The sequence below is a fragment of the Sphingomonas yunnanensis genome, from assembly GCF_019898765.1.
In the GTDB taxonomy this organism is placed as follows: domain Bacteria; phylum Pseudomonadota; class Alphaproteobacteria; order Sphingomonadales; family Sphingomonadaceae; genus Sphingomonas; species Sphingomonas yunnanensis.
This window is the reverse complement of the sequence record NZ_JAIOKB010000010.1, coordinates 1-20,673: the sequence shown is the minus strand read 5'-3', so window position 1 is coordinate 20,673 and position 20,673 is coordinate 1. Positions and strand designations below refer to the sequence as shown.

General features: G+C 70.3%; 22 protein-coding genes and 1 tRNA gene. 13 read left to right on the top strand and 10 right to left on the bottom strand.

From position 1 onward, the window contains the following. Positions 1-58: 58 nt before the first annotated feature. Entirely contained in the window at positions 59-664 is a 606-nt protein-coding gene (locus tag K7957_RS18945) for an ankyrin repeat domain-containing protein (protein ID WP_223014271.1), read from the top strand. A 29-nt stretch (positions 665-693) separates the two neighbouring features. Here the strand turns inward: K7957_RS18945 and K7957_RS18940 are convergent, their stop codons facing one another. After that, positions 694-1,182, bottom strand: a complete 489-nt coding sequence (locus K7957_RS18940; protein WP_223014269.1) for an MmcB family DNA repair protein — start codon at positions 1,180-1,182, stop codon at positions 694-696. Between the two features lie 104 nt (positions 1,183-1,286). On the opposite strand from K7957_RS18940, the gene pdeM reads away from it, so the two are divergent. Continuing rightward, entirely contained in the window at positions 1,287-1,964 is a 678-nt protein-coding gene (pdeM, locus tag K7957_RS18935) for a ligase-associated DNA damage response endonuclease PdeM (RefSeq protein WP_223014267.1), read from the top strand. On the opposite strand, the gene K7957_RS18930 is transcribed toward pdeM, so the two are convergent. Continuing rightward, positions 1,926-2,645, bottom strand: a complete 720-nt coding sequence (locus K7957_RS18930) for an HAD family hydrolase (protein WP_223014265.1) — start codon at positions 2,643-2,645, stop codon at positions 1,926-1,928. The genes pdeM and K7957_RS18930 overlap by 39 nt on opposite strands. Continuing rightward, entirely contained in the window at positions 2,642-3,322 is a 681-nt protein-coding gene (locus K7957_RS18925; protein ID WP_223014263.1) for a YggS family pyridoxal phosphate-dependent enzyme, read from the bottom strand. The genes K7957_RS18930 and K7957_RS18925 overlap by 4 nt, the downstream gene beginning before the upstream one ends. A 22-nt stretch (positions 3,323-3,344) precedes the next feature. On the opposite strand from K7957_RS18925, the gene K7957_RS18920 reads away from it, so the two are divergent. After that, a complete protein-coding gene (locus K7957_RS18920; RefSeq protein WP_223014261.1) occupies positions 3,345-3,869 on the top strand; it encodes a thiamine phosphate synthase in 525 nt (174 codons plus the stop codon). Between the two features lie 7 nt (positions 3,870-3,876). On the opposite strand, the gene K7957_RS18915 is transcribed toward K7957_RS18920, so the two are convergent. Continuing rightward, positions 3,877-4,569 carry a dienelactone hydrolase family protein gene (locus K7957_RS18915; protein WP_223014259.1) on the bottom strand — a complete coding sequence of 231 codons (693 nt, stop codon included), beginning with the start codon at positions 4,567-4,569 and terminating at the stop codon, positions 3,877-3,879. Positions 4,570-4,691: 122 nt separating this feature from the next. Here K7957_RS18915 and K7957_RS18910 point away from each other — a divergent pair, with 122 nt between their 5' ends. Genes K7957_RS18910 through K7957_RS18885 form a run of 6 tightly spaced genes read left to right on the top strand, consistent with a single transcriptional unit; the run spans position 4,692 to position 10,224 of the window. Beyond that, entirely contained in the window at positions 4,692-4,925 is a 234-nt protein-coding gene (locus tag K7957_RS18910) for a DUF6489 family protein (protein WP_223014257.1), read from the top strand. Further along, on the top strand, positions 4,926-6,200 hold the full coding sequence (mnmE, locus tag K7957_RS18905) for a tRNA uridine-5-carboxymethylaminomethyl(34) synthesis GTPase MnmE (RefSeq protein ID WP_223014255.1): 1,275 nt from the start codon (positions 4,926-4,928) through the stop codon (positions 6,198-6,200). It begins immediately after the preceding gene. Then, complete coding sequence (gene mnmG, locus K7957_RS18900) at positions 6,166-7,920, top strand: tRNA uridine-5-carboxymethylaminomethyl(34) synthesis enzyme MnmG (RefSeq protein ID WP_223014253.1); 1,755 nt, start codon at positions 6,166-6,168, stop codon at positions 7,918-7,920. The genes mnmE and mnmG overlap by 35 nt, the downstream gene beginning before the upstream one ends. After that, positions 7,917-8,525, top strand: a complete 609-nt coding sequence (rsmG, locus tag K7957_RS18895) for a 16S rRNA (guanine(527)-N(7))-methyltransferase RsmG (protein ID WP_223014251.1) — start codon at positions 7,917-7,919, stop codon at positions 8,523-8,525. The genes mnmG and rsmG overlap by 4 nt, the downstream gene beginning before the upstream one ends. Continuing rightward, a complete protein-coding gene (locus K7957_RS18890; RefSeq protein WP_223014249.1) occupies positions 8,525-9,307 on the top strand; it encodes a ParA family protein in 783 nt (260 codons plus the stop codon). Before rsmG ends, K7957_RS18890 begins: the two co-directional genes overlap by 1 nt. Continuing rightward, positions 9,304-10,224 (top strand): ParB/RepB/Spo0J family partition protein, encoded by a 921-nt coding sequence (locus K7957_RS18885; protein ID WP_223014247.1) that lies wholly within the window; start codon positions 9,304-9,306, stop codon positions 10,222-10,224. The genes K7957_RS18890 and K7957_RS18885 overlap by 4 nt, the downstream gene beginning before the upstream one ends. A 383-nt stretch (positions 10,225-10,607) precedes the next feature. On the opposite strand, the gene holA is transcribed toward K7957_RS18885, so the two are convergent. The 4 genes from holA to K7957_RS18865 are packed head-to-tail and all read right to left on the bottom strand — an operon-like array spanning position 10,608 to position 15,104. Further along, positions 10,608-11,621, bottom strand: a complete 1,014-nt coding sequence (gene holA / locus K7957_RS18880; RefSeq protein WP_223014245.1) for a DNA polymerase III subunit delta — start codon at positions 11,619-11,621, stop codon at positions 10,608-10,610. After that, positions 11,618-12,154 (bottom strand): LPS assembly lipoprotein LptE, encoded by a 537-nt coding sequence (lptE, locus tag K7957_RS18875; RefSeq protein ID WP_223014243.1) that lies wholly within the window; start codon positions 12,152-12,154, stop codon positions 11,618-11,620. Before lptE ends, holA begins: the two co-directional genes overlap by 4 nt. Continuing rightward, positions 12,151-14,655, bottom strand: a complete 2,505-nt coding sequence (gene leuS, locus K7957_RS18870) for a leucine--tRNA ligase (RefSeq protein ID WP_223014240.1) — start codon at positions 14,653-14,655, stop codon at positions 12,151-12,153. Before leuS ends, lptE begins: the two co-directional genes overlap by 4 nt. 14 nt (positions 14,656-14,669) lie before the next feature. Further along, the gene (locus K7957_RS18865; RefSeq protein ID WP_183922552.1) at positions 14,670-15,104 is read right to left on the bottom strand and encodes a DUF3576 domain-containing protein; all 435 of its coding nucleotides are present in this window, start codon (positions 15,102-15,104) and stop codon (positions 14,670-14,672) included. Positions 15,105-15,309: 205 nt separating this feature from the next. Between K7957_RS18865 and K7957_RS18860 the strand changes: the two genes are divergently transcribed. After that, positions 15,310-16,023: a hypothetical protein gene (locus tag K7957_RS18860; protein WP_343228471.1), complete on the top strand. Its 714-nt coding sequence runs from the start codon at positions 15,310-15,312 to the stop codon at positions 16,021-16,023. A gap of 222 nt (positions 16,024-16,245) precedes the next feature. On the opposite strand, the gene K7957_RS18855 is transcribed toward K7957_RS18860, so the two are convergent. Further along, positions 16,246-16,536 (bottom strand): hypothetical protein, encoded by a 291-nt coding sequence (locus tag K7957_RS18855; protein WP_223014238.1) that lies wholly within the window; start codon positions 16,534-16,536, stop codon positions 16,246-16,248. Positions 16,537-16,703: 167 nt separating this feature from the next. Further along, a tRNA-Gln gene (locus K7957_RS18850) sits at positions 16,704-16,777 on the bottom strand. 150 nt (positions 16,778-16,927) lie between these two features. Between K7957_RS18850 and K7957_RS18845 the strand changes: the two genes are divergently transcribed. The 3 genes from K7957_RS18845 to K7957_RS18835 all read left to right on the top strand — a co-directional run. After that, complete coding sequence (locus K7957_RS18845) at positions 16,928-17,965, top strand: Ppx/GppA phosphatase family protein (protein ID WP_183930621.1); 1,038 nt, start codon at positions 16,928-16,930, stop codon at positions 17,963-17,965. Between the two features lie 25 nt (positions 17,966-17,990). Next, on the top strand, positions 17,991-18,662 hold the full coding sequence (locus K7957_RS18840; protein ID WP_223014236.1) for an RlmE family RNA methyltransferase: 672 nt from the start codon (positions 17,991-17,993) through the stop codon (positions 18,660-18,662). A gap of 501 nt (positions 18,663-19,163) precedes the next feature. Then, positions 19,164-20,673, top strand: a 1,510-nt coding sequence (locus K7957_RS18835; RefSeq protein WP_223014234.1) for a peptide chain release factor 3, incomplete at its 3' end; no start/stop codon positions are given.

The window sequence follows — 20,673 nt, the reverse complement described above, 5'->3', positions numbered from 1 at the left end:
GCGTTATAGCGTCCGCCGCAACCCTTTCCCGCTCCGCTGACGCGAGACCGCCCGACCCATGATCCGCCGCCTGCTCCCCGCCGCCGCGCTGCTGCTCCCGCTCGGCACGCTCCCCCTCCCCGCCGCGGCGCAGCAGCAGTCGCAGAGCTACAAGTTCCTCGAGGCGATCCGCAAAGGCGACGGCAACGCGGTGATCGCGACGCTCGACCAGCCCGGCCAGACGATCATCAACACGCGCGACGTCACCACCGGCGAGGGCGCGCTCCACATCGTCGTCAAGCGCGGCGACTCGGCCTATCTGCGCTACCTGCTCGCCAAGGGGGCAGACCCCAATCTGCGCGACCGCGACGGCGAGACGCCGATGATGCTCGCGGTCCAGGCCGGCCAGCCCGAGATGGTGCAGATCCTCGCCAACGCCAAGGCCAACGCAAATCTCGCCGACGGCGGCGGCGAGACCCCGCTGATCCGCGCGGTGCAGCGCCGCGACCTCGCCCTGGTGCGCGCGGTGCTGGCGGCGGGTGGCAACCCCGATCAGACCGACAATCTCGCCGGCCTGTCGGCACGCGCTTATGCCAAGCGCGACCCGCGCTCGACCGCGATCGCCAAGGTGATCGACGAGACCCCGCCCAAGACCCAGCGCGCGGTGGCCGGGCCGCGCATGTGAGCGGCGGAGGCGCGACGCCGCGCCTCCGCTCAGAAGCCCTGTACCGCCTCCGGATCGTGCGCGGCGATCAGCCGGCGTGCGGCGCGGCGCGCGAAGGCGAGCGTGCAGCGCTTGCGCACGTGCGCGGGCAGCGGCTCGGTCCGCGCCTCGCGCACGATCGCGGCGTCGTAGCGGTCGGCGACGATCAGGCCGGTACGCTCGGGCAGGAAGGCCTCACCGTCGATCGGCGCCGCGTCGAACCCGGCCGGCACCGCCCAGTAGAAACGGTCGCAATGCGCGAGATAATCCTGCCACTTGGCGTCACCTAGCAGGTCGGCCCGCGACACCTTGATCTCGACGATCACCAACTGCCCGCGCTGGTCGAGCGCCATCAGATCGGCGCGACGCCCGCCGTCGAGCGGCACCTCCGCGATCGCGGTGAGTTCGTGGCGCAGCAGCATCCGCGTGACCCCGCGCGCGACGTCGGCGGCACACAGCGGCCCGGGTGAGTCGACGCAGGTCTCGGGGGTCGTCAGCATCTCATCCTAATAGAACATCCAGCGAACGCTGGCAAAGCCCTGAAGCGTCGGCGGTCGCACGCAAGTGGTTGAACGTGCCGGCTGGCTCGGGCATGGACGGGGAGATGGTTCCCGTTCCGTTCGCCGCACTCGCCTTCGCCGGGCACGATTGGTGTGCGCTCCCGCAGGGCGCGCTCTACTGGCCGGCGCGGCGCGCGCTGCTCGTGGCCGACCTGCATCTCGAGAAAGCGAGTTGGTACGCGCGTGGCGGGCAGATGCTGCCACCCTATGACTCGATCGCGACGCTGACCGACCTGGCCGCGCTGGTCGATACGCTCGCGCCGGCCGAACTATGGTGCCTCGGCGACAGCTTCCACGACGTCGAGGGATGCGAGCGCCTTCCCGCCGACGCGCGCGCGCTGCTCACCCGGCTCACCGGCGCCACGCGCTGGACCTGGATCACGGGCAACCACGACCGCGTCTATGTCGACCGCTGCGGCGGGATCGCGGTCGACGAGGCGCTGGTCGACGGCGTCGTGCTCCGCCACGAGGCCGCACGCGGCGAGTCGCGGCCCGAGCTGTCGGGCCACTTTCACCCCAAGCTGCGCGTCCGCGTGCGCGGCAAGCTGGTGGCGCGGCGCTGCTTCATCGCGGGCCCGCACAAGCTGATCCTCCCCGCCTTCGGCGCGCTGACCGGCGGCCTCGACGCGACCCACCCCGAGATCGGCCGCGCCGCGGGCGGTCCCGCCGAGGCGCTCGTCGCCTTACCCGACCGGCTGCTGCGCTTCCCGATCGCCGCCTGAGCGAAGCGACGCGAGCAGCGCGGCCACCTCGTCATAGTCGCGCGCGATCGCGTCGACGCCGATCGCACGGAGCCGCTCGGCGTGATCCGGTCCGCAATGCGACGCCGCGACGAGCCCGATGACATAGGCGCCGCTCGCCACCGCGCCGGTCGCGCCCACGGGCGAGTCCTCGATCACCGCGCAGCGATCGATCGGCACGCCCAGCTGCGCCGCGCCGTGCCAGTAGAGATCGGGCGCGGGCTTGCCGCGCGCGACATGCTCCGCGCCCGAGTAGAGATGGTCGCCGAACGCCTCGAGCAGTCCGAGATGCTGGAGGTGCGTGCGGATCCAACGCACCCGGCTCGACGACACCACCGCGCGCGGCAGGTCGGCGGGCAGCGAGCGCACGAAGGCCGCCGCTCCCGCTACCTCCGTGATCCCCTCGACGAGGCAGCGTTCGTCCTCGGCGTGGCGCGCGGCCCGGAAGTCCTCGGGCAGCGGGCGTCCGATCCAGCGCTCGACCGCGCCGGTGAAGTCGGTGCCCGACAGGCCCATGAACATCGCCATCGCCTGCTCGGGCGAGGTGGGATGGCCGACAGCGGTGAGATAGTCGGCGAGGTGGCGGTTCCCGCTCGCCTCGCTCTCGATCAGCACGCCGTCGAAGTCGAACAGCAGTGCCGCGAGGGGCCGCGCCGCGCTCATACCCGCGCCCCGAACAGTGCTGAGCCGACCCGGATATAGGTGGCACCGAGCGTCACGGCCGTCTCCATGTCCCCCGACATGCCCATACTGACTTCCCCGAGGCCATGATCGCGCGCCAGCTTGGCGCAGAGCGCGAGATAGGGCGCGGGCTCGATTTCGGCGGGCGGGACGCACATCAGCCCGACCACCGAGACGCCGGCGTCGCGCGCCTGGCGCAGCAGCGCGGGCAACGCCTCGATCGCGCAGCCGCCCTTCTGCGGCTCGGCGCCGATATTGACCTGCAGGAAACAATCGGGTGCGCGCCCCTGCACCGCGATCGCGCGCGCCAGTGCCTCGACCAACGACGGTCGGTCGACCGAGTGTATCGCGTCCGCCAGCGCGACCGCGTCGGCGGCCTTGTTCGACTGAAGCTGGCCGATCAGGTGCAGCCGCGCGTCGGGATAGTCCTCCCGGAGCGCCGGCCATTTCGCCTGCGCCTCCTGGACGCGGTTCTCACCGAAGTCGCGCATCCCCGCGGCGAGCAGCGGGCGGATCGCGGCGGCCGCGTGCGTCTTCGACACCGCGATCAGCGTGACGTCCGCGGGGTCGCGCTTCGCCACGCGTGCGGCACGCACGATACGGTCGCGCACCGCGGCGAGCCGCGCCTCGGCGTCGCGGGAGAGGTCGTCCTGGATCATGCCCCGCGCTATAGGTGCCGCGATGCCACCCCGCCACCCCGACCGCTGGCTGATGACCGACGAGCGCCTGGGCGAAGCATTATGGCCGGCGCTCGAGCGGCTGCCCCGCGGCGGGGGGGTCGTCTTCCGCCATCACGCGACCGCCACCGCGGAGCGCGCGCGGCTGTTCGCCCGCGTGGCAGCGGTGGCGCGACGGCGCCGCCTCCTGCTGGTGCGCGCCGGCGCGACCTCGCTTCGAGGCGAGCGCGGCCGAGATGCGCGGCGCGGGCGCGGGCCCGTGACATGGCCCGCCCACTCGCGCCGCGAGGCGATCGCGGCGATGCGCGCCGGCGCGGCGCTGGTTTTCGTCTCGCCGATCTTCCCGACGCGATCGCATCCTGGTGCGCGCACGCTCGGGCCGCTGCGCGCCGCGCTCATCGCGCGCGGGCTACCGGTGGCGGCGATCGCGCTCGGCGGCGTCGACGAGCGCCGCTACCGTCGCCGGCTGCGCGCGCTCGGGTTCGCCGGCTATGCCGCAATTGACGCCTGGGGCATGCCCGCCAGCTGAGCGCGCCTCAGCCGATATGCTCGGCGAAGAAGGCGGCGGTGCGCTCGTCCGCCAGCTCGGCGGCCACGTCGGAGCGGCGCTTGCCGAACTCGGTGGCGAAGCCGTGATCCTCGCCGGCATAGTCGTGGAGCGTGACGCGCGGGTGGTCATCGAGCCCCTCGTGCATCGCCCGCTGAGTCGCCGCGTCGACGAAGCCGTCCGCGCCGGCGATATGGAGCAGCAGCGGGCGCGCGATCGCGTGCTTCTCGCCGAGCAGCCCGTCGATCCCGACCGCATAATAGCCGACGCTCGCGTCGACGTCGGTGCGCGCGGCGGTCATATAGGCCAGCCGCCCGCCGAGGCAGTAGCCGACGGCGCCGACCTTCTTCCCGCTCTCGGCGCGCGCGTAGCGGATCGCCGCCTCGATATCGCGGACACCGCCGTCCTGGTCGAACTCGCCCATGAGCGAGAGGGCGCGGTCCATCTCGGGCGCGATGTCGGGATCGAGCTCGATCCCCGGCGTGATCCGCCAGAACAGGTCGGGCGCGACCGCGAGATAGCCCGCCTCCGCCAGCGTGTCGCACTTGCGGCGGATGCCGGCGTTGATGCCGAAGATCTCCTGGATCACGACGATCGCGCCGCGCGGTGTCCCGGCGGGGTCGGCGCGATAGGCGGGCATGTCGCCGCCGTCGAGCGCGGTGATGGTAACGTGAGCGGTCATGCGGGGCTCTCTCCTGCGCGCCCGTCGCCCCTCCCCCGCGGACGTTGCGGAGGCTCGGCGAACACGGGCATAAGCGGCGCCACGCTATCGCGCCCGCTGGGCGCGCTCAAGGAGCCGCGGCGATGAAGGTGACGATCGAGCTCGACTGCACGCCCGAGGAGGCGCGGCGGATGATGGGCCTGCCCGACCTCACTCCGCTACACGACCTCTATCTCTCGCGCATGCGCGAGGCACTCGACGGCCGCGTCGCCCCGGAGACGGTCGCCGCCATGATGCGCAGCTGGACCCCGGTCGGCGACGTCGGGATGGACTTCTGGCGTCAGCTCTTCGCTTCCAACTCGGGCAAGTCGGGCTGAGTGGGCGCGGAGACGATCTTCGCGGTGTCGAGCGGCAGTCCGCCCGCCGCGATCGCCGTGATGCGCGTGAGCGGTCCGCGGGCGATGGCGGCGGCGGCCGCCTTGACGGGGCGACTTCCCTCACCGCGCTTCGCCAGCCTCCGCACCCTGCGCGATCGCGACGGCGCCCCCCTCGATCGGGCGCTGGTCCTGGTCTTCCCAGGCCCCGACAGTGCGACGGGTGAAGACCTGGTTGAGTTGCACCTGCACGGGGGCCGTGCCGTAGTGGCGGCGGTCGCAGACGCGCTCGCGCGCCTCGACGGCTTGCGCCTAGCATTGCCCGGCGAGTTCACCCGTCGCGCGCTGACGAACGGCCGGATCGATCTCACTCAGGCCGAGGGCCTGGCTGATCTGCTCGAGGCCGAGACCGAGAGCCAGCGTCGCGCGGCTCTGGCGGCGAGTGAGGGCGCACTGGGCGCGGCGCTATCACGTTGGATGCGCGCGCTCAGCGACGCGGCGGCGTTGATCGAGGCGAGCATCGACTATGACGGCGAGGAGGATGTCATCGCAGGTCGCGACGACGCGTGGCACGCTGCCGTCGCGTTGGTTCGGGACCAGATGGCCGCTCTCGTGGCGCAGCCCACCGTCGAGCGGCTGCGGGACGGGCTCCTCGTCGTGCTGGCCGGGCCGCCGAACGCGGGCAAGTCATCGCTGTTCAACGCGATGCTCGGTCGGGAAGCGGCGATCGTCACGCCCTTGGCGGGAACGACCCGCGACGTGATCGAGGCGTCTGTCACGCGCGCGGGCATCCCCTACCGGCTCTGCGACACGGCGGGTCTCGCCGAGGGAACGACCGACGTGGTCGAGCAGATCGGGATCGAGCGGGCTCGGACGCTCGCCGGGCGCGCCGATATCATCCTGTGGCTTGGCGACCCTGACCGAGCGCCGGTCGGTGCCATGCGGGTCGGCGCCAAGGCGGATCTGGGCGAGACGAGCGGCTGCGACGTCGAGGTGTCAGTCTTCCGTGCCGAGTCGATCGACGTTCTGTGGGAGCTCTTGGCCGAGCGCGGCCGGCGGTCGCTGACGCTCACCTCAGACATCGCGCTGAGGGAGGGGCAGCTCATGGCGGTCAGTCAGATGGTCCACCTCCTTGCTCACTCGATCCAACAAGCCGACCTCCTCGTGGCTGCGGAGCAGTTGCGCGTTGCACGTCAACTGCTCGGCGGGCTATTGGGACAGGACGCGACCGAGGCCATGCTTGATGCGCTGTTCGGCCGCTTCTGTCTTGGCAAGTGAGTTGTTCCACGTGAAACACTACGACGTTGTGGTCGTCGGCGGTGGCCACGCCGGGACGGAGGCGGCCGCCGCTGCCGCGCGGCGCGGCGCCGCCGTCCTGTTGATAACACAGCGGATCGATCAGATCGGGGTGATGTCGTGTAATCCTTCGATCGGTGGTGTGGGTAAGGGACATCTCGTCCGAGAGGTCGACGCTCTCGACGGTCTCATGGCGCGAGCGGCAGACGATGCGGCTATCCACCACCGCATGCTCAACCGCTCCAAGGGGCTCGCCGTGCAGGGGCCGCGGATCCAAGCCGACCGACGGCTGTATCGCTCCTCGATCCAGGCACAGCTTCGGACCTATCCTACTCTCCGCGTCATCGAGGACGAGGTTGTGGGGCTGGATATCGGGTCCGGCCGGGTCCGGGGCGTCCATACAGAGGGCGCGACGTTCGAGACGACGGCGGTGGTGCTCGCCACCGGCACCTTCCTCGGAGGGCGGCTGTTCCGTGGCACCGAGCGGCTGGACGGTGGTAGAATAGACGAGGCTCCGAGCAAGCACCTCAGTGACCAGCTTCGCTCGCTCGGCCTGCCGATCGCGCGACTGAAGACCGGGACCCCTCCCCGACTCGACGGACGCACGATCGACTGGGCGAGGCTGGAGCGTCAGCCGAGTGACGCCGAGACATGGCAGATGTCCTTCCTGCCGCGAGAGACTCTCTCCCCTCCCCAACTCGCCTGTGCGATCACCCGGACAGGCGAGCTCAGTCACGACATCATCCGGGCCGGGCTCACCGACTCCCCGCTATTCGCCGGAGCGATCACCGGAGGCGGGCCGCGCTACTGTCCGTCGATCGAGGATAAGGTGCATCGGTTCGGCGACCGCGACGGCCATCAAGTCTTTCTGGAGCCGGAGGGTCTCGACGATCATACCGTCTATCCGAATGGCATCTCGACCTCGTTGTCCCGAGAGACGCAGGATCGATTGATCGCGAGCATCGCCGGGCTGGAGCAGACCGAGATCATCACCTACGGCTACGCCGTCGAATACGACTATCTCGATCCTCGCTCGCTCGATCATCGCCTCGCCCTGCATGTTCTACCTGGCCTCTTCTGCGCGGGACAGATCAACGGCAGCACCGGCTATGAGGAAGCCGCGGCGCAGGGACTCGTCGCGGGCGCCAACGCGGCGGCGCATGCATTGTCGCTTGATCCTTTTCTTCTCGATCGCGCCGCCGGCTATATTGGAGTCATGGTCGACGACCTCGTTCTCCAAGGGGTCAGTGAGCCCTACCGCATGCTGACCGCGCGGGCTGAGTATCGGCTCGCGCTCAGGCCGGACAATGCCGAGAGCCGCCTCACCGGCCGAGGGGTGCAGGCGGAGCTGGTTCGAGAACTTCGCCGCGGGTCATACCGGCGGAGGCAGGAGATGCGCGCGCGAGCACGAGACGGTCAGATGGAGCACGTGGACGCCGACATCCGCCGCGAGGTCGAGGAGGACGCACGCTATGCTCCCTATCTAGAGCGGCAGGCGAGCGAAGTGGCGCGCATGCGGACCGACGGCGATATTGCCGTTCCCCCGCCGGAGCTGCTCCACGCGGTCCCTGGACTTTCCACCGAGATGATCGAGCGACTACGCGCGGCGCGTCCCAAAACCCTCGACCAGGCGTCGCGTGTCCGAGGCGTGACGCCCGCCGCCCTGTCCGCCCTCTGGCTTCACGCGCGGAAAACCGCATGACGGAAGACGAGGCGCGCGCCTGGGTCGCGGAGCATTTCGGAGAGACGATGACAGAGCGGCTCGGGCAGTTCGGCGAGATGGTCGTCGCGGAGAATGAGCGGCAAAATCTCATCGCTCCCGCCACCGTCGATCAGATTTGGACGCGGCACCTACTCGACTCCGCACAGCTTCTCCGCTTCGCCTCCGAGCGGACGGACTGGCTCGACATCGGGACCGGCGCTGGTTTTCCCGGGATGGTCATCGCCTTGCTCAGCGATGTACCGGTGACGATGGTAGAACCGCGCGCGCGCAGAGCCGATTTCTTAAAGGCGGCCGCCGCGAGGCTTGGTCTCGATCATGCCATCGTCTTTCGCGGACGAGCGGAAGCACTCCCGCCACGGCCCTACGACATGATCTCCGCGCGTGCTGTAGCGCCGCTGGCCGAGCTGCTCACGATCACGGGGCATCTCCGAGGCCCACGCACTCGCTTGGTCCTGCCGCGAGGGCGGGGGGGAGCAGCCGACGTTGATCTCGCGCGCGCGCACTGGCAGGGTATGTTCCACGTGGAACACAGCGTCACCGACCCTGAGTCACTCATCGTCATCGCCGACGGAGTATCTGCCTGATGTTCTGCATCGCTATAGCCAATCAGAAGGGCGGCGTCGGCAAGACGACCAGCGCGATCAATATCGCGACCGCGCTTGCCGCCTCGGGCCATCGCGTGTTGCTGGTCGACCTCGACCCGCAGGGCAATGCCTCGACTGGCCTCGGGATCGCTCAGGCTCAGCGCGAGCGCTCGAGTTATGATATTCTCCTGGATGATGCAAATCTCGTCGATGCCGCCGTGCCGACCGGTATTCCGCATCTGCAAGTGATCCCGGCAACGGTCGACCTCTCGGGTGCTGAGATCGAGTTGGTCGAGTCGAGTGATCGCACCCACCGGCTCCGCCGCGCGATCGATCGCGCCGAGCGCGACTGGGACGTGGTGCTGATCGACTGCCCCCCCTCGCTCGGCCTGCTGACGATCAACGCGATGGTCGCGGCCGACGCCCTGCTCGTGCCCCTGCAATGCGAATTCTTCGCGCTCGAGGGTCTCAGCCAGCTGCTCAATACCGTCGAGCGGATCCGGTCGCGCTTCAATCCCTCGCTATCGATCCTAGGTGTCGCCCTGACGATGTATGATCGTCGCAACAGACTGACCGAGCAGGTGTCAGCGGACGTTCGTGCGGTGCTCGGCAAAGTGGTGTTCGACACCGTGATCCCGAGGAACGTGCGACTGTCGGAGGCGCCGAGCCATGGCCTACCCGCGCTGATCTACGATCACCGCTGTAGCGGGTCAGAAGCCTATATCGCGCTGGCACGCGAGCTGATCCAGCGCTTGCCGCAAGTGGAGAATGTAGCAGCATGAGTGATGCAGGAGCGCGACGCGCACGTGGTGGTCTCGGGCGTGGGTTGAACGCGCTGCTGGGTGACGTGGCACAGGACGAGCGCGACGCCGGCGAGGCGCCGGCACGCGGCGCCGTGCGGATGATCCCTGTCTCCGCGATCGCGCCGCACCCTGACCAGCCCCGTCGCCACTTCGATGAGGCGGCGCTCGACGAACTCGCCGCCTCTATCGCGGAGCGCGGCGTGATCCAACCGATCATCGTTCGGCCGCACGGGCATGACTATCAGATCGTCGCGGGCGAGCGGCGCTGGCGTGCGGCGCAGCGCGCTCGGCTCCACGAAGTTCCCGTGGTGGTCCGCGACTACAGCGACAGCGAGACGCTCCAGATCGCGCTGCTGGAGAATATCCAGCGTCAGGATCTCAACGCGATCGAGGAGGCGCGCGCCTACCAGCGGCTGATCGACGAGTTCGGCCACACGCAGGACGCGCTCGCCCGGGCGGTGCACAAGTCGCGCAGCCACGTCGCCAACCTGCTCCGCCTACTCGACCTACCCGACGAGGTGCAGTCGCGCGTCGTGACCGGCGCGCTGACGATGGGACACGCGCGGGCGATGGTCGGCGCCGACGACCCCGTTGCACTGGCCGACCAGGTGGTGAACCGAGGCCTGTCGGTACGCCAGACCGAGAAACTCGCGAGCAGCGACAAGCGCGGTGGGAGCAGTGCCGCACCGCGCGGCTCTGCCGGGGGCGCCCGCGCGATGGCGGCGAGCGGCGGCAGCGCCGACATCGCCGCGCTGGAGAATCAGCTCGCCGATCTGCTCGGGCTCAAGGTCCATATCGCCTTCAGCGAGGACGGGCGCGGCTCGATCACGCTTGACTACAGCTCGCTCGAGCAGCTCGACATGGTGTGCCAACGGCTGAGCGGCGAGCGGATTTAACGGGGCACGCGCGCGCGGGTTGGTCGACACGGATGCGCGGAGGCGCGGAGCGCGCGCGGAAGGCGAATATCCGATCGCTTGGTCTGTCCCTAGCGCACAAATGGTGGGGTGCCGAAGTGGCGACGGCTCCTCCCATGCGCCTCCGCGCGTCCGCGCCTCCGCGTGAATGCCTCCGTCGCGCCCTCGGTTGTATTCCTTCGCTCAGTCAGCGCCGACACCGATGCCGACGATGATGTTCTGACGCGTGCGCGCCAAGAGCTAGGTCAGCGCGGGGAAAACGGAGGCTCCGCCTATTCGCCGCGTATGATAATGGATAAAGGCGCCGCCGGCGACACGACGGTGCGACGTTCCGGCGTCTCGGACGGTTTACCTCCCGCACTCACCTATCGCGCCGCCCGCTGCGCCAGCCGCAGCAGGAACGTCTCCATCACCACCCGCCCCGCCGGTCCGGCGGCGATTACCTCGCGCTCTGTTCGCCGCGCCGCCGCCAGCGCCGCCGCCAGCGCCGGCACGCGCCAGCGCCGCAGCGCGGCCGCGGTGCTCGCCTCCTCGCGCCAGAAGACGCGGTGGCGCTTCATCACCGGTTCGAGCCCCTCGCCCGAGTCGATGGCGGCGCGCATGTCGGCGAGCGACAGCAGCCGACGTCCCAGCGCGCGCAGCAGCGGGATCGGCGAGCTGTCCGCGCCCGCCATGCGCCGCAGCCCGTCGATCAGTGCGGGCACGTCGCCGCCGGTCGCTGCCAGCACCACATCGCCGATCTCCCCCTCCGCCATATCGGCGCCGATCGCGTCGAGCGCCTCCTCGTCGGCATCGGCAGGGCGGTCCGGCGCGGCGTCGAGGTACAGTGCGAGCTTCTCGACTTCTCGCGCCATCACCGCGCGGTCGCCGTCGCTCGCGCGGACGATCCGCTGCACCGCGGTCGGCGTGATCCGCAGACCCTCGGCGCGGCCGAGCTCGGCCACCACCGCGGCGGCGTCGCGCGCACTGGGGGGATAACAGGCGAAGGCGAGCGCCCGATCCGACTCGATCGCGGCCTTGACCAGCTTGCCCGTCGCCTTGACCGTCGGCGCGATCACCACGACGGGATTGCCCGCCTGTTCGAGTCCGAGCAACGCGGCGACCGCCTCGAGCACCTCCTCGCCCGCGGCGGCTACGCGAATGTAGCGGGGATCGCCGAACAGCGAGATCGCCGCGGCCTCGTCGCTCAGCCGCGCGGGATCAGCGCGCAGCGTCGCACCGTCGAGGTCGACCCGCTCGGCACCCTGACCCAGCGCGCGTCCCAGCCGCGCGGCATACGCCTGCGCGGTCGCCTCGTCCGGCCCGTGGAGCAGGTAGAGGCGGAGATCCGCCGGTGGCCGGTCGAGCGCGGCAGTGAGCCGCGCCTCGGTCGCCTTCATGGCGCCGACGGCTGCGTCCGCCGCGCGTAGAGCGCCAGGCGCGCCACGATCTGGTCCGCGACCGTATCGGACAGTCGCTCGAGCGCGGTGTTCTCGGCCGCGATCGTGGCATATTCCGAGCCGACCACGTCGATCCCAGCATCCGAGCCCGCGGTGGCATCGACCACCACCGTGCCCTGCGCCGCATCGATCAGCTGGTAGCGCGCGCGCAGCGTCCGCCGCTCGCGCGCAATCGAATCGTCGGTCCGCGTGCCGAGGCCGACGATATCGTCGTCGAGCCGGACGGTGAGTCGATACTTGGCGGCGCTCCCCCCCTGCCCCATGGCGCCGAGCCGATCGCGCAGCGCGTTGGCCATCAGCCAGCCCGACTTGCCCTGGATCGGCGCGACGTCGACGCTGCCGAGCGTCGCCGCGACCGGGCTGGCGGCGCCGCCCGCGTAGAGCGGCCTGAGCCCACAGCCCGACAGCGCGAGCGAAAACGCCAGCGGTGCGATCAGGCTGGGCAGGAGGAGGCCGGGCCGCGCGCGAGTCATGCGACGACGTTGACCAGCCGGTCGGGCACCACGATCACCTTGCGCGGCGCGCGTCCCGCGAGCAGGCGCGCCACCTTGTCGTTGGCGAGCACCGCGGCCTCGACCTCGTCGCGCGCGAGCCCCTTGGGAAGCGTCAGCGTGTCGCGCAGCTTGCCGTTGACCTGGATCGCGACGGTGACCTCGTCCTCGACCAGCAGCGCGGTATCCACGATGGGCCAGGGCGCGTCGGCCACCAGCCCCGCTCCGCCGAGTAGCGCCCAGGCTTCTTCCGCGATGTGCGGCACCATCGGCGCGACCAGCTGGGCCAGCGTGCGCACCGCGGCGTCACGCGCGGCCGAGGGCGCCGCTTTCTCGATCGCGTTGACCAGCTCGTACAGCTTGGCCACCGCCTTGTTGAACGACAGCGCCTCGACGTCGGCGGCGACCCCGGCGATCGTCTGGTGCAGCTTGCGGTCGAGCGCGGCGTCCGCGCCCTCGCCGGGCGCACCACCCTCGCCGAGCGCGTCGAACAGCCGCCACAGCCGCTGGACGAAGCGCCACGCGCCCTCGATGCCGTTCTCGCTCCACTCCAGGTCGCGCTCGGGCGGCGAGTCGGAGAGCATGAACCAGCGCACCGCGTCCGCGCCGTACTGATCCACGATCGGCGCGGGGTCGACCGTGTTCTTCTTCGACTTGGACATCTTCTCGACGCGGCCGACCGTCACCGGCGCGCCGGTGGCGAGCTCGACCCCGTCGCCGATCTCCTCGGGCGCGAGCCAGCGACCGTCCGCCGCCTTGTAGGTCTCGTGCGTCACCATGCCCTGGGTGAACAGGCCGGTGAAGGGCTCGGCCAGGTCGATCAGCCCGACGTGGCGCAGCGCGCGCGTCCAGAAGCGCGCATAGAGCAGGTGGAGGATCGCATGCTCGACCCCGCCGATATATTGCCCCACCGGCAGCCAACGCTCGGCCTGTTCGCGGTCGAACGGGCGATCCTCGGGCTGGCTGGCGAAGCGGATAAAATACCAAGACGAATCCGCGAAGGTGTCGAGCGTGTCGGTGTCCCGCAGCGCCGCACCGCCGCACTGCGGGCAGTGGACGTGCTTCCACGTCGGGTGGCGCTCGAGCGGGTTGCCCGGCACGTCGAAACTGACGTCCTCGGGCAGAGCTACCGGCAGCTGCTCGCGGGGCACCGCCACCTCGCCGCAGGCGCCACAGTGGATGATCGGGATCGGCGTGCCCCAGTAACGCTGGCGGCTGACGCCCCAGTCGCGCAGGCGGTAGACGGTCGAGCCCTGCCCCCAGCCCTCGCGCTCGGCACGCTCGATCACGACCCGCTTGGCCTCCTCGACCGCGAGGCCGTCGAGAAAGTGCGAGTTCACCAGCGTGCCCGGCCCGGTATAGGCCTCGGCGCCGTCGAAGGCGGGATCGGTGCGCTCGCCGTCGGCGACGACGCGACGGATCGGCAGCGCATATTTGCTGGCGAACTCGAAGTCGCGCTGGTCGTGCGCCGGCACGCCGAACACCGCGCCGGTGCCATATTCCATCAGCACGAAGTTCGCGATGTAGACCGGCAGGTCGCCCGCGCCGAGCGGGTGTGCCGCGGTGAGCCCGGTGTCGTAGCCGAGCTTCTCCTGCGTCTCGAGCTCGGCCGCGGTGGTGCCGCCCTGCTTGCAGCGCTCGATGAAGGCGGCGGCGGCGGGATCGCGTGCCGCCAGCGCCTGCGCGATCGGATGGTCCGCCGCGACCGCGACGAAGCTGGCGCCGAAGATCGTGTCGGGGCGCGTGGTGAAGACCTCGACGCTGTCACCGTCGCTCAGGCGGAAGCGGAATTGCAGCCCCTGGCTCTTGCCGATCCAATTCTCCTGCATCAGCCGGACCTTGTCGGGCCAGTGCTCGAGCGAACCGAGGCCGTCGAGCAGCTCGTCGGCGAAGCGGGTGATGCGCAGGAACCATTGCGACAGCTTGCGCTTCTCGACCAGCGCGCCCGAACGCCAGCCGCGCCCGTCGATCACCTGCTCGTTGGCGAGCACGGTCATGTCGACCGGGTCCCAGTTGACCGCTGATTCCTTGCGATAGACCAGTCCGGCGCGGTAGAAGTCGAGGAACAGCGCCTGTTCGTGGCCGTAATAGCTCGGGTCGCAGGTGGCGAGCTCGCGCGACCAGTCCAGCGCGAAGCCGAGCCGCCTGAGTTGCGCCTTCATCGCCGCGATGTTCTGGCGGGTCCACTCGCCGGGATGGACCTTCTTCTCCATCGCCGCATTCTCGGCGGGCATGCCGAACGCGTCCCACCCCATCGGGTGGAGCACCTCATGCCCGGTCATCCGCCGGAAGCGCGCGAGCACGTCGCCCATCGTATAGTTGCGGACGTGCCCCATGTGGATCTTCCCCGAGGGATAGGGGAACATCTCGAGCACGTAGCTGCGCGGCTTGGGGCTATCGTCGCGCGCCGCGAAGGTCTGCGACTCGTCCCACACCTGCTGCCAGTGCGTGTCGGCCTTGAGCGCGTTGAAGCGTGACGCCATCGCGTGGGCGCGCCTCAGCCCGTGATCGCGCCGCGGCGCAGGTCGCGCGCGCGGGTGAGGATGATGTCCTCCAGCTTCTGCGTCGTCGCGGCCTCGACCGGGGCGGCGATCCACTGGCCGCCGCGGCTGATCTCGCGCAGCGCGGCGACGCGGACGGCATCCGCGCGCAGGTCCTGGTCGAGGATCGAGACGGTCACCTTCATCCGCTCGGTCGGCACCTGCGGGTTGACGTACCAGTCGGTGACGATGACGCCGCCATTGGAATCGGTCTGCAGCAGCGGCATGAAGCTGAGCGTGTCGAGCGAGGCGCGCCACAGATAGCTGTTGACGCCGATCGTCGTGACCTTGGAGGCCGCGAGGTCACCCTCGGGGCGCGCCGCCTTGCCGCCGCAGGCGGACAGAGCGAGGGCGGCGAACAGGCCAACCGCGAGGCGCGAGGGGCGGAGCATCGGCAAGGTCCTTCAGGCGGAACAGAGTATCGCGCCCGCTCTACCCGCCCCCCTCCCGCCGTTCAAGCGCGCCTCATTGTGGACATAGTGCAACAGCGTTTCCGAAAAGAGCCAGCGCCCCGATGGACACGGAACGGAATCCTGTTACGCCCGCTCCAGAGGCCGGCGTGCAGACTCGCCGGGCATAAAGGGGACGGACGAGATCGTGGCCGCAGGTCGCCACATCGCAGCATGTGTCTCGGGGGCCACATTGGTCGCCGCGATCGTGGCTGTCCCCGCGCTGGGCGCGCCCGACGCGGCGCCCAAGTCGGCGCGCCGCGACGCCGGGCTGCCGCGACTCGCGGGATCGTTCACGCCCTCGGCCGCCGATCCCAAGCTCGCGGCGCTGTTCGCGCGCGGCGGGCTCGACGCCAGCGGCTTCCGTTTCACTCCCTCCGAGTCACGCAGCGGCAACCGCGCGGTCACCGTCGCGGTGCGCGCGCGCTCGTCGGCGACAGCGCGCGACGAGGCGCGGCTCGCCTCGGCCACGCCGACGACGGTGGGTGTCGCGCCGATCGCGTACAATCTGGGTGTCGCGGTCGGCTGGAAGCGCTTCGCCGTCTCGGGTGACCTCGCCAAGGTCGATCTCGGGCCGCTGCCTGGCGGGCGCGAGGCGGCGGACGTCGCGCTCAGCTACTCGGCGAGCAAGTGGACCGGTCGGGTCAGCGCGAGCAGCGACCGCGCCCTGCCGGGTGCCGCCCGGGCTGTCGCGGACCCGCAGTCCTACTCGCTCGACGTCGGCGGCAGCTACTCGCTCACGCGCAACCTCGACCTGACCGCGGGCATGCGACTGAAGAGCGAGCGCGATCGGCTGACCCGGATCGACGACGAGCGTCGCGACAGCCAGGCGGTATACGTGGGGACGGCGTTCCGCTTCTGAGGATGCGGTCGCTCTCGCAGCGACCATAGCGCTGGCGGGGATGAGCACGATCGAACGCCGCGGTCGAGGGAGAGCGGCGGAAGGCTGGCCGTCGATTATCCGCAGCGAGCGTCCACGCATCGTGGCACGCCGGGCCGTTCGGGCGACGCGCGACGACCGTCCTGGGCACGCCCGATCCCACCGGGCTGCCGGCGCCGCGCAGGCGGACGCCGGCACCCGACCTCAGTGGCTGGTCTTGACCACCGTCTTGTGATCGCCGTTCGAGCTCACCGCGGTCTCCTTCACCACCTTGGTGGTCTCCGTCTTGTGGCCGACTTTGACGCCCAGCACCTTCTTCGGCTGGCGCGTCTTGCGCTTGCTCGTCTCGGTGACCCGGGTGGTCGTGGTGGCGGTGCCGTCATGGACGCGAGTGTCGTGAACGACCTTGGTCTCATGCGTCGTCTGCGCCAGGGCCGGCGCGGCGACGAGGAGCGTCGTGGCACCCAGAGCGGCGGCGACCTGCTTGATCTTCATGGCGAGTCCTTCCTTCCCCGCGATCGCACGCCGGACGCGTGCTGGCGGTCGCCGGATAACTCGCGCGAACGGCCGGTGGTTCATCGCTCAGGCCGACACGCCGCGCGCACGCGGGTCCCGCCGGGCGGCGCGATGTCCGCACCTCGTACGACGACAGGGAGAGAAGCTGGATGCCCCGCGTGGATTCGAACCACGATTGACGGAGTCAGAGTCCGTAGTCTTGCCGTTAGACGACGGGGCAATCAGGGGGGCGCAACTAGAAGGCGCGGGGGTGGCTGTCAATGCCCGCCTTGCCGCTCGTCGTCGCAGCGTGTAGCGTTACCATCAAGCACCGGGTGATCGCGCGTCGCGCGCGGGTCGCGTCCGGAAGAGATGAGAGAGTCTGACGGCAATGGTGGACTTCCCCGCCCAATTGCCGCGCCGGCAGGGAGACGACCCTGCCCGTTCGGCCCGACCCCAGCCGCGTCCCGCGCGCGGCGGCGCGCGGCACTATGCCGCGCTCGACCTCGGCACCAACAACTGCCGCCTGCTGATCGCGCGCCCGCACGGCGACGGTTTCGCGGTGGTCGACGCCTTCTCGCGCATCGTCCGGCTCGGAGAGGGGCTGGCGCACAACGGCGCCCTGTCCGACGCGGCGATCGAGCGTACCATCGCCGCGCTGCGCGTCTGTGCCGACAAATTGCGCCGGCGCAACGTCACGCTGGCGCGCTCGGTCGCGACCGAGGCGTGCCGCCGCGCCAGCAACGGCACCGACTTCATCGCGCGAGTCCGCGCCGAGACCGGCATCCACCTCGACATCATCTCGGCGGAGGAGGAGGCGCGGCTCGCGGTGCTCGGCTGCCACGCCCTGCTCGAGCCCGGTACTGGCCCGGCGCTGGTGTTCGACATCGGCGGCGGCTCAACCGAGCTGGTGCTGATCGACGCCGACACCACCGTGCCGGTGGTGCGCGACTGGCATTCCGCGCCCTGGGGCGTCGTCTCGCTCACCGAGAGCGCGGGCGGCGGCGCCTCGGCCGAGGAGCGCGAGCGCGCGTACAAGCGGATGCGCGCGCTCGTGGCGGAGAGCTTCGCCCCCTTCGCCGCGCGGCTGCCGCGCCCGGCGACCCCGCCGCGGCTGCTCGGCACCTCGGGCACGGTGACGACGTTGGCGAGCGTCCATCTCGGGCTCGAGCGCTACGACCGCTCGCAGGTCGACGGGCTGATCGCCCCCGCCGCGGCGATGCGCCAGATCAGCCAGGAGCTGGCGGCGATGTCGCTCGGCGAGCGCGCGCAGCTCCCCTGCATCGGCCGCGAGCGCGCCGACCTGGTGGTGGCGGGCTGCGCCATCCTCGAGGGGATCCTCGATCTATGGCCGGCGGAGCGGCTCGGCGTCGCCGACCGCGGCATCCGCGAGGGTATCCTGCGCCGGCTGATGGAGACCGAGGCGTGACTCACGTGATGGGACCTAGCGACGCGTGAGGGGCACGGGAGCGGGGCGCCAGCGCGTCAAGACCGCGCGCAACCGCAGCGCGCAATCAACCCGCTGGCTCGAACGCCAGCTCAACGACCCCTATGTCCACCGCGCCAAGGCCGAGGGCTATCGCAGCCGCGCGGCCTACAAGCTGATCGAGCTCGACGAGCGTTTCGGGCTGCTCAAGGGCGTCAAACGCGTGGTCGACCTCGGGATCGCGCCCGGCGGGTGGAGCCAGGTGGTCCGCCGTCAGGCGCCGGGCGCCGCGGTGGTGGGGATCGACCTGCTGCCGGTCGACCCGATCGACGGCGTCACCATCTTCGAGATGGACTTCATGGACGACGCCGCGCCGGGCGAGCTGATGGCGGCGCTGGGCGGCGCGCCCGACCTGGTGCTGTCCGACATGGCCGCCAACACCGTGGGGCACCCGCAGACCGACGCGCTGCGCACGATGGCGCTGGTAGAGACGGCGCTCGCCTTCGCGATCGACGTGCTGCGCCCGGGCGGGACGTTCGTCGCCAAGGTGTTCGCGGGCGGCGCCGACTCGACGCTGGTGGCGGAGATGAAGCGCAACTTCACCGCGGTGAAGCACGCCAAGCCGCCCGCGAGCCGCAAGGGTTCGGTCGAGTGGTTCGTGGTGGCGCAAGGGTTCAAGGGGCGCGGCGAGCCGGAGTGAGGCCGTCGCGGGTCGGGCGGGCGACGCTCACGCGCGCCGCCTGCGCCCTCGGCCGACCGAGCGCCGCGCGCCGAGCTCATGCATCAAGCCATTGTCGATCGGTCACGACCCGTCATCCCGGCCTGGCGCCGGGATCCATCCGGCCGCGAGAGTCGAAGCTGCGGTGCGCGCGGAGACATGGATCCCGGGCCGAGCCCGGGATGACGAGTGTCGTGCTCCTCCTCGAGCGACAGTCGCAGTGACTGAGGTCGGGCGTGATCCTACGCTCTCTCGCGAGCCGGAGCACGGATGGGCCTCACCGCCCCTGTCCCACATCGCTGCGCTTTGCTATCGGCGTCACCGCGGTACTCCATCGCCCGCTCCCGCCATAGCCGCACATTTCGTCAGCGACTCAACATTCGCACCATCCGCCCCCTCGCCGGTCTCAACATTCGCCCGAAACCGTCCAGCGACTCAACTTTCTCAACATTCGCGCCCCGAGCGCCTGACCCGGACCCTCGCATGACCTCCCCCCGCCGCACCTTCGCGATCATCTCTCACCCCGACGCGGGCAAGACCACGCTCACCGAGAAGCTGCTGTACTTCGGCGGCGCGATCCATCTCGCCGGCGAGGTCAAGGCGCGCGGACAGAATCGTCGCGCGCGCTCGGACTGGATGAAGATCGAGCAGCAGCGCGGCATCTCGGTCACCTCCTCGGTGATGACGTTCGAGCATGACGGCATCACCTTCAACCTGCTCGACACGCCGGGCCACGAGGACTTCTCGGAAGACACTTATCGCACGCTCACCGCGGTCGATTCGGCGGTGATGGTGATCGACGCGGCCAAGGGGATCGAGCCGCAGACGCGCAAGCTGTTCGAGGTGTGCCGGCTGCGCTCGGTGCCGATCATCACCTTCGTCAACAAGGTCGACCGCGAGGGCCGGCCGGTGTTCGAGCTGCTCGACGAGATCGCCGACATGCTCGCGCTCGACGTGTCACCGATGAGCTGGCCGATCGGCATGGGCGGCGAGTTCGAGGGCGTGCTCGACCTCGCGTCGAACCGGATCAGCCGCCCCGAGGGCGACAGCCGCGCCTTCCTCGGCACGGTCGAGGACTCGCCCGCTCTGTCCGAGCGCTGGCAGGAGGAGATCGAGCTGGCGCAGATCGGTTATCCCGCCTTCGACGCCGAGGCGTATCGCCACGGCGACCTCACCCCGGTCTATTTCGGCTCGGCGCTCAAGGATTTCGGCGTCGCGCAGCTGATCGCGGCGCTGGCCGAGCACGCCCCGCCGCCGCGCGCGCAGCCGGCCGACCCCGCGCCGGTCGCGCCCGACAATGACGAGGTCACCGGCTTCGTGTTCAAGGTGCAGGCCAACATGGACCCGAACCACCGCGACCGCATCGCCTTCATGCGGCTGTGCTCGGGCACGTTCAAGCGCGGCATGAAGCTGACCCCGACCGGGCACGGCAAGCCGATCGCGGTCCACTCGCCGATCCTGTTCTTCGCGCAGAATCGCGAACTGGCGGACGAGGCTTTTCCCGGCGACATCATCGGCATCCCCAATCACGGCACCTTGCGCGTGGGCGACACGCTGAGCGAGCGCGCCGACGTCCGCTTCACCGGCCTGCCCAATTTCGCGCCCGAGATCCTGCGCCGCGTCCAGCTCAAGGACCCGACCAAGACCAAGCAGCTGCGCAAGGCGCTCGACGACATGGCCGAGGAGGGAGTGACCCAGGTCTTCTATCCCGAGATCGGGTCGAACTGGATCATCGGCGTGGTCGGCCAGCTCCAGCTCGAGGTGCTGCTGTCGCGGCTCGAGGCCGAGTATAAGGTGGCGGCGGCGCTGGAGCCCGCGCCCTACGACACCGCGCGCTGGGTCTCGGCGGAAGATCCCGCCGCGCTCAAGGACTTCATGGACCTCAACCGCGGCGCGATGGCGAAGGACCGCGACGGCAACCCGGTGTTCCTGGCGAAGAGCGCGTGGGAGGTCGGCTATATCGCCGATCGCTACGCCAAGGTCCGCTTCGCCG

What these genes read in the sequence shown, in the direction of transcription:
- K7957_RS18925 (WP_223014263.1), bottom strand. Translation starts at nt 3,322, where the DNA reads ATGATCCAGGACGACCTCTCCCGCGACGCCGAGGCGCGGCTCGCCGCG.
- K7957_RS18855 (WP_223014238.1), bottom strand. Translation starts at nt 16,536, where the DNA reads ATGAAGATCAAGCAGGTCGCCGCCGCTCTGGGTGCCACGACGCTCCTC.
- K7957_RS18865 (WP_183922552.1), bottom strand. Translation starts at nt 15,104, where the DNA reads ATGCTCCGCCCCTCGCGCCTCGCGGTTGGCCTGTTCGCCGCCCTCGCT.
- leuS (WP_223014240.1), bottom strand. Translation starts at nt 14,655, where the DNA reads ATGGCGTCACGCTTCAACGCGCTCAAGGCCGACACGCACTGGCAGCAG.
- K7957_RS18845 (WP_183930621.1), top strand. Translation starts at nt 16,928, where the DNA reads ATGGTGGACTTCCCCGCCCAATTGCCGCGCCGGCAGGGAGACGACCCT.
- K7957_RS18890 (WP_223014249.1), top strand. Translation starts at nt 8,525, where the DNA reads ATGTTCTGCATCGCTATAGCCAATCAGAAGGGCGGCGTCGGCAAGACG.
- K7957_RS18945 (WP_223014271.1), top strand. Translation starts at nt 59, where the DNA reads ATGATCCGCCGCCTGCTCCCCGCCGCCGCGCTGCTGCTCCCGCTCGGC.
- K7957_RS18940 (WP_223014269.1), bottom strand. Translation starts at nt 1,182, where the DNA reads ATGCTGACGACCCCCGAGACCTGCGTCGACTCACCCGGGCCGCTGTGT.
- K7957_RS18885 (WP_223014247.1), top strand. Translation starts at nt 9,304, where the DNA reads ATGAGTGATGCAGGAGCGCGACGCGCACGTGGTGGTCTCGGGCGTGGG.
- K7957_RS18915 (WP_223014259.1), bottom strand. Translation starts at nt 4,569, where the DNA reads ATGACCGCTCACGTTACCATCACCGCGCTCGACGGCGGCGACATGCCC.
- pdeM (WP_223014267.1), top strand. Translation starts at nt 1,287, where the DNA reads ATGGTTCCCGTTCCGTTCGCCGCACTCGCCTTCGCCGGGCACGATTGG.
- mnmG (WP_223014253.1), top strand. Translation starts at nt 6,166, where the DNA reads ATGCGCTGTTCGGCCGCTTCTGTCTTGGCAAGTGAGTTGTTCCACGTG.
- lptE (WP_223014243.1), bottom strand. Translation starts at nt 12,154, where the DNA reads ATGACTCGCGCGCGGCCCGGCCTCCTCCTGCCCAGCCTGATCGCACCG.
- K7957_RS18920 (WP_223014261.1), top strand. Translation starts at nt 3,345, where the DNA reads ATGCCACCCCGCCACCCCGACCGCTGGCTGATGACCGACGAGCGCCTG.
- K7957_RS18910 (WP_223014257.1), top strand. Translation starts at nt 4,692, where the DNA reads ATGAAGGTGACGATCGAGCTCGACTGCACGCCCGAGGAGGCGCGGCGG.
- K7957_RS18930 (WP_223014265.1), bottom strand. Translation starts at nt 2,645, where the DNA reads ATGAGCGCGGCGCGGCCCCTCGCGGCACTGCTGTTCGACTTCGACGGC.
- holA (WP_223014245.1), bottom strand. Translation starts at nt 11,621, where the DNA reads ATGAAGGCGACCGAGGCGCGGCTCACTGCCGCGCTCGACCGGCCACCG.
- rsmG (WP_223014251.1), top strand. Translation starts at nt 7,917, where the DNA reads ATGACGGAAGACGAGGCGCGCGCCTGGGTCGCGGAGCATTTCGGAGAG.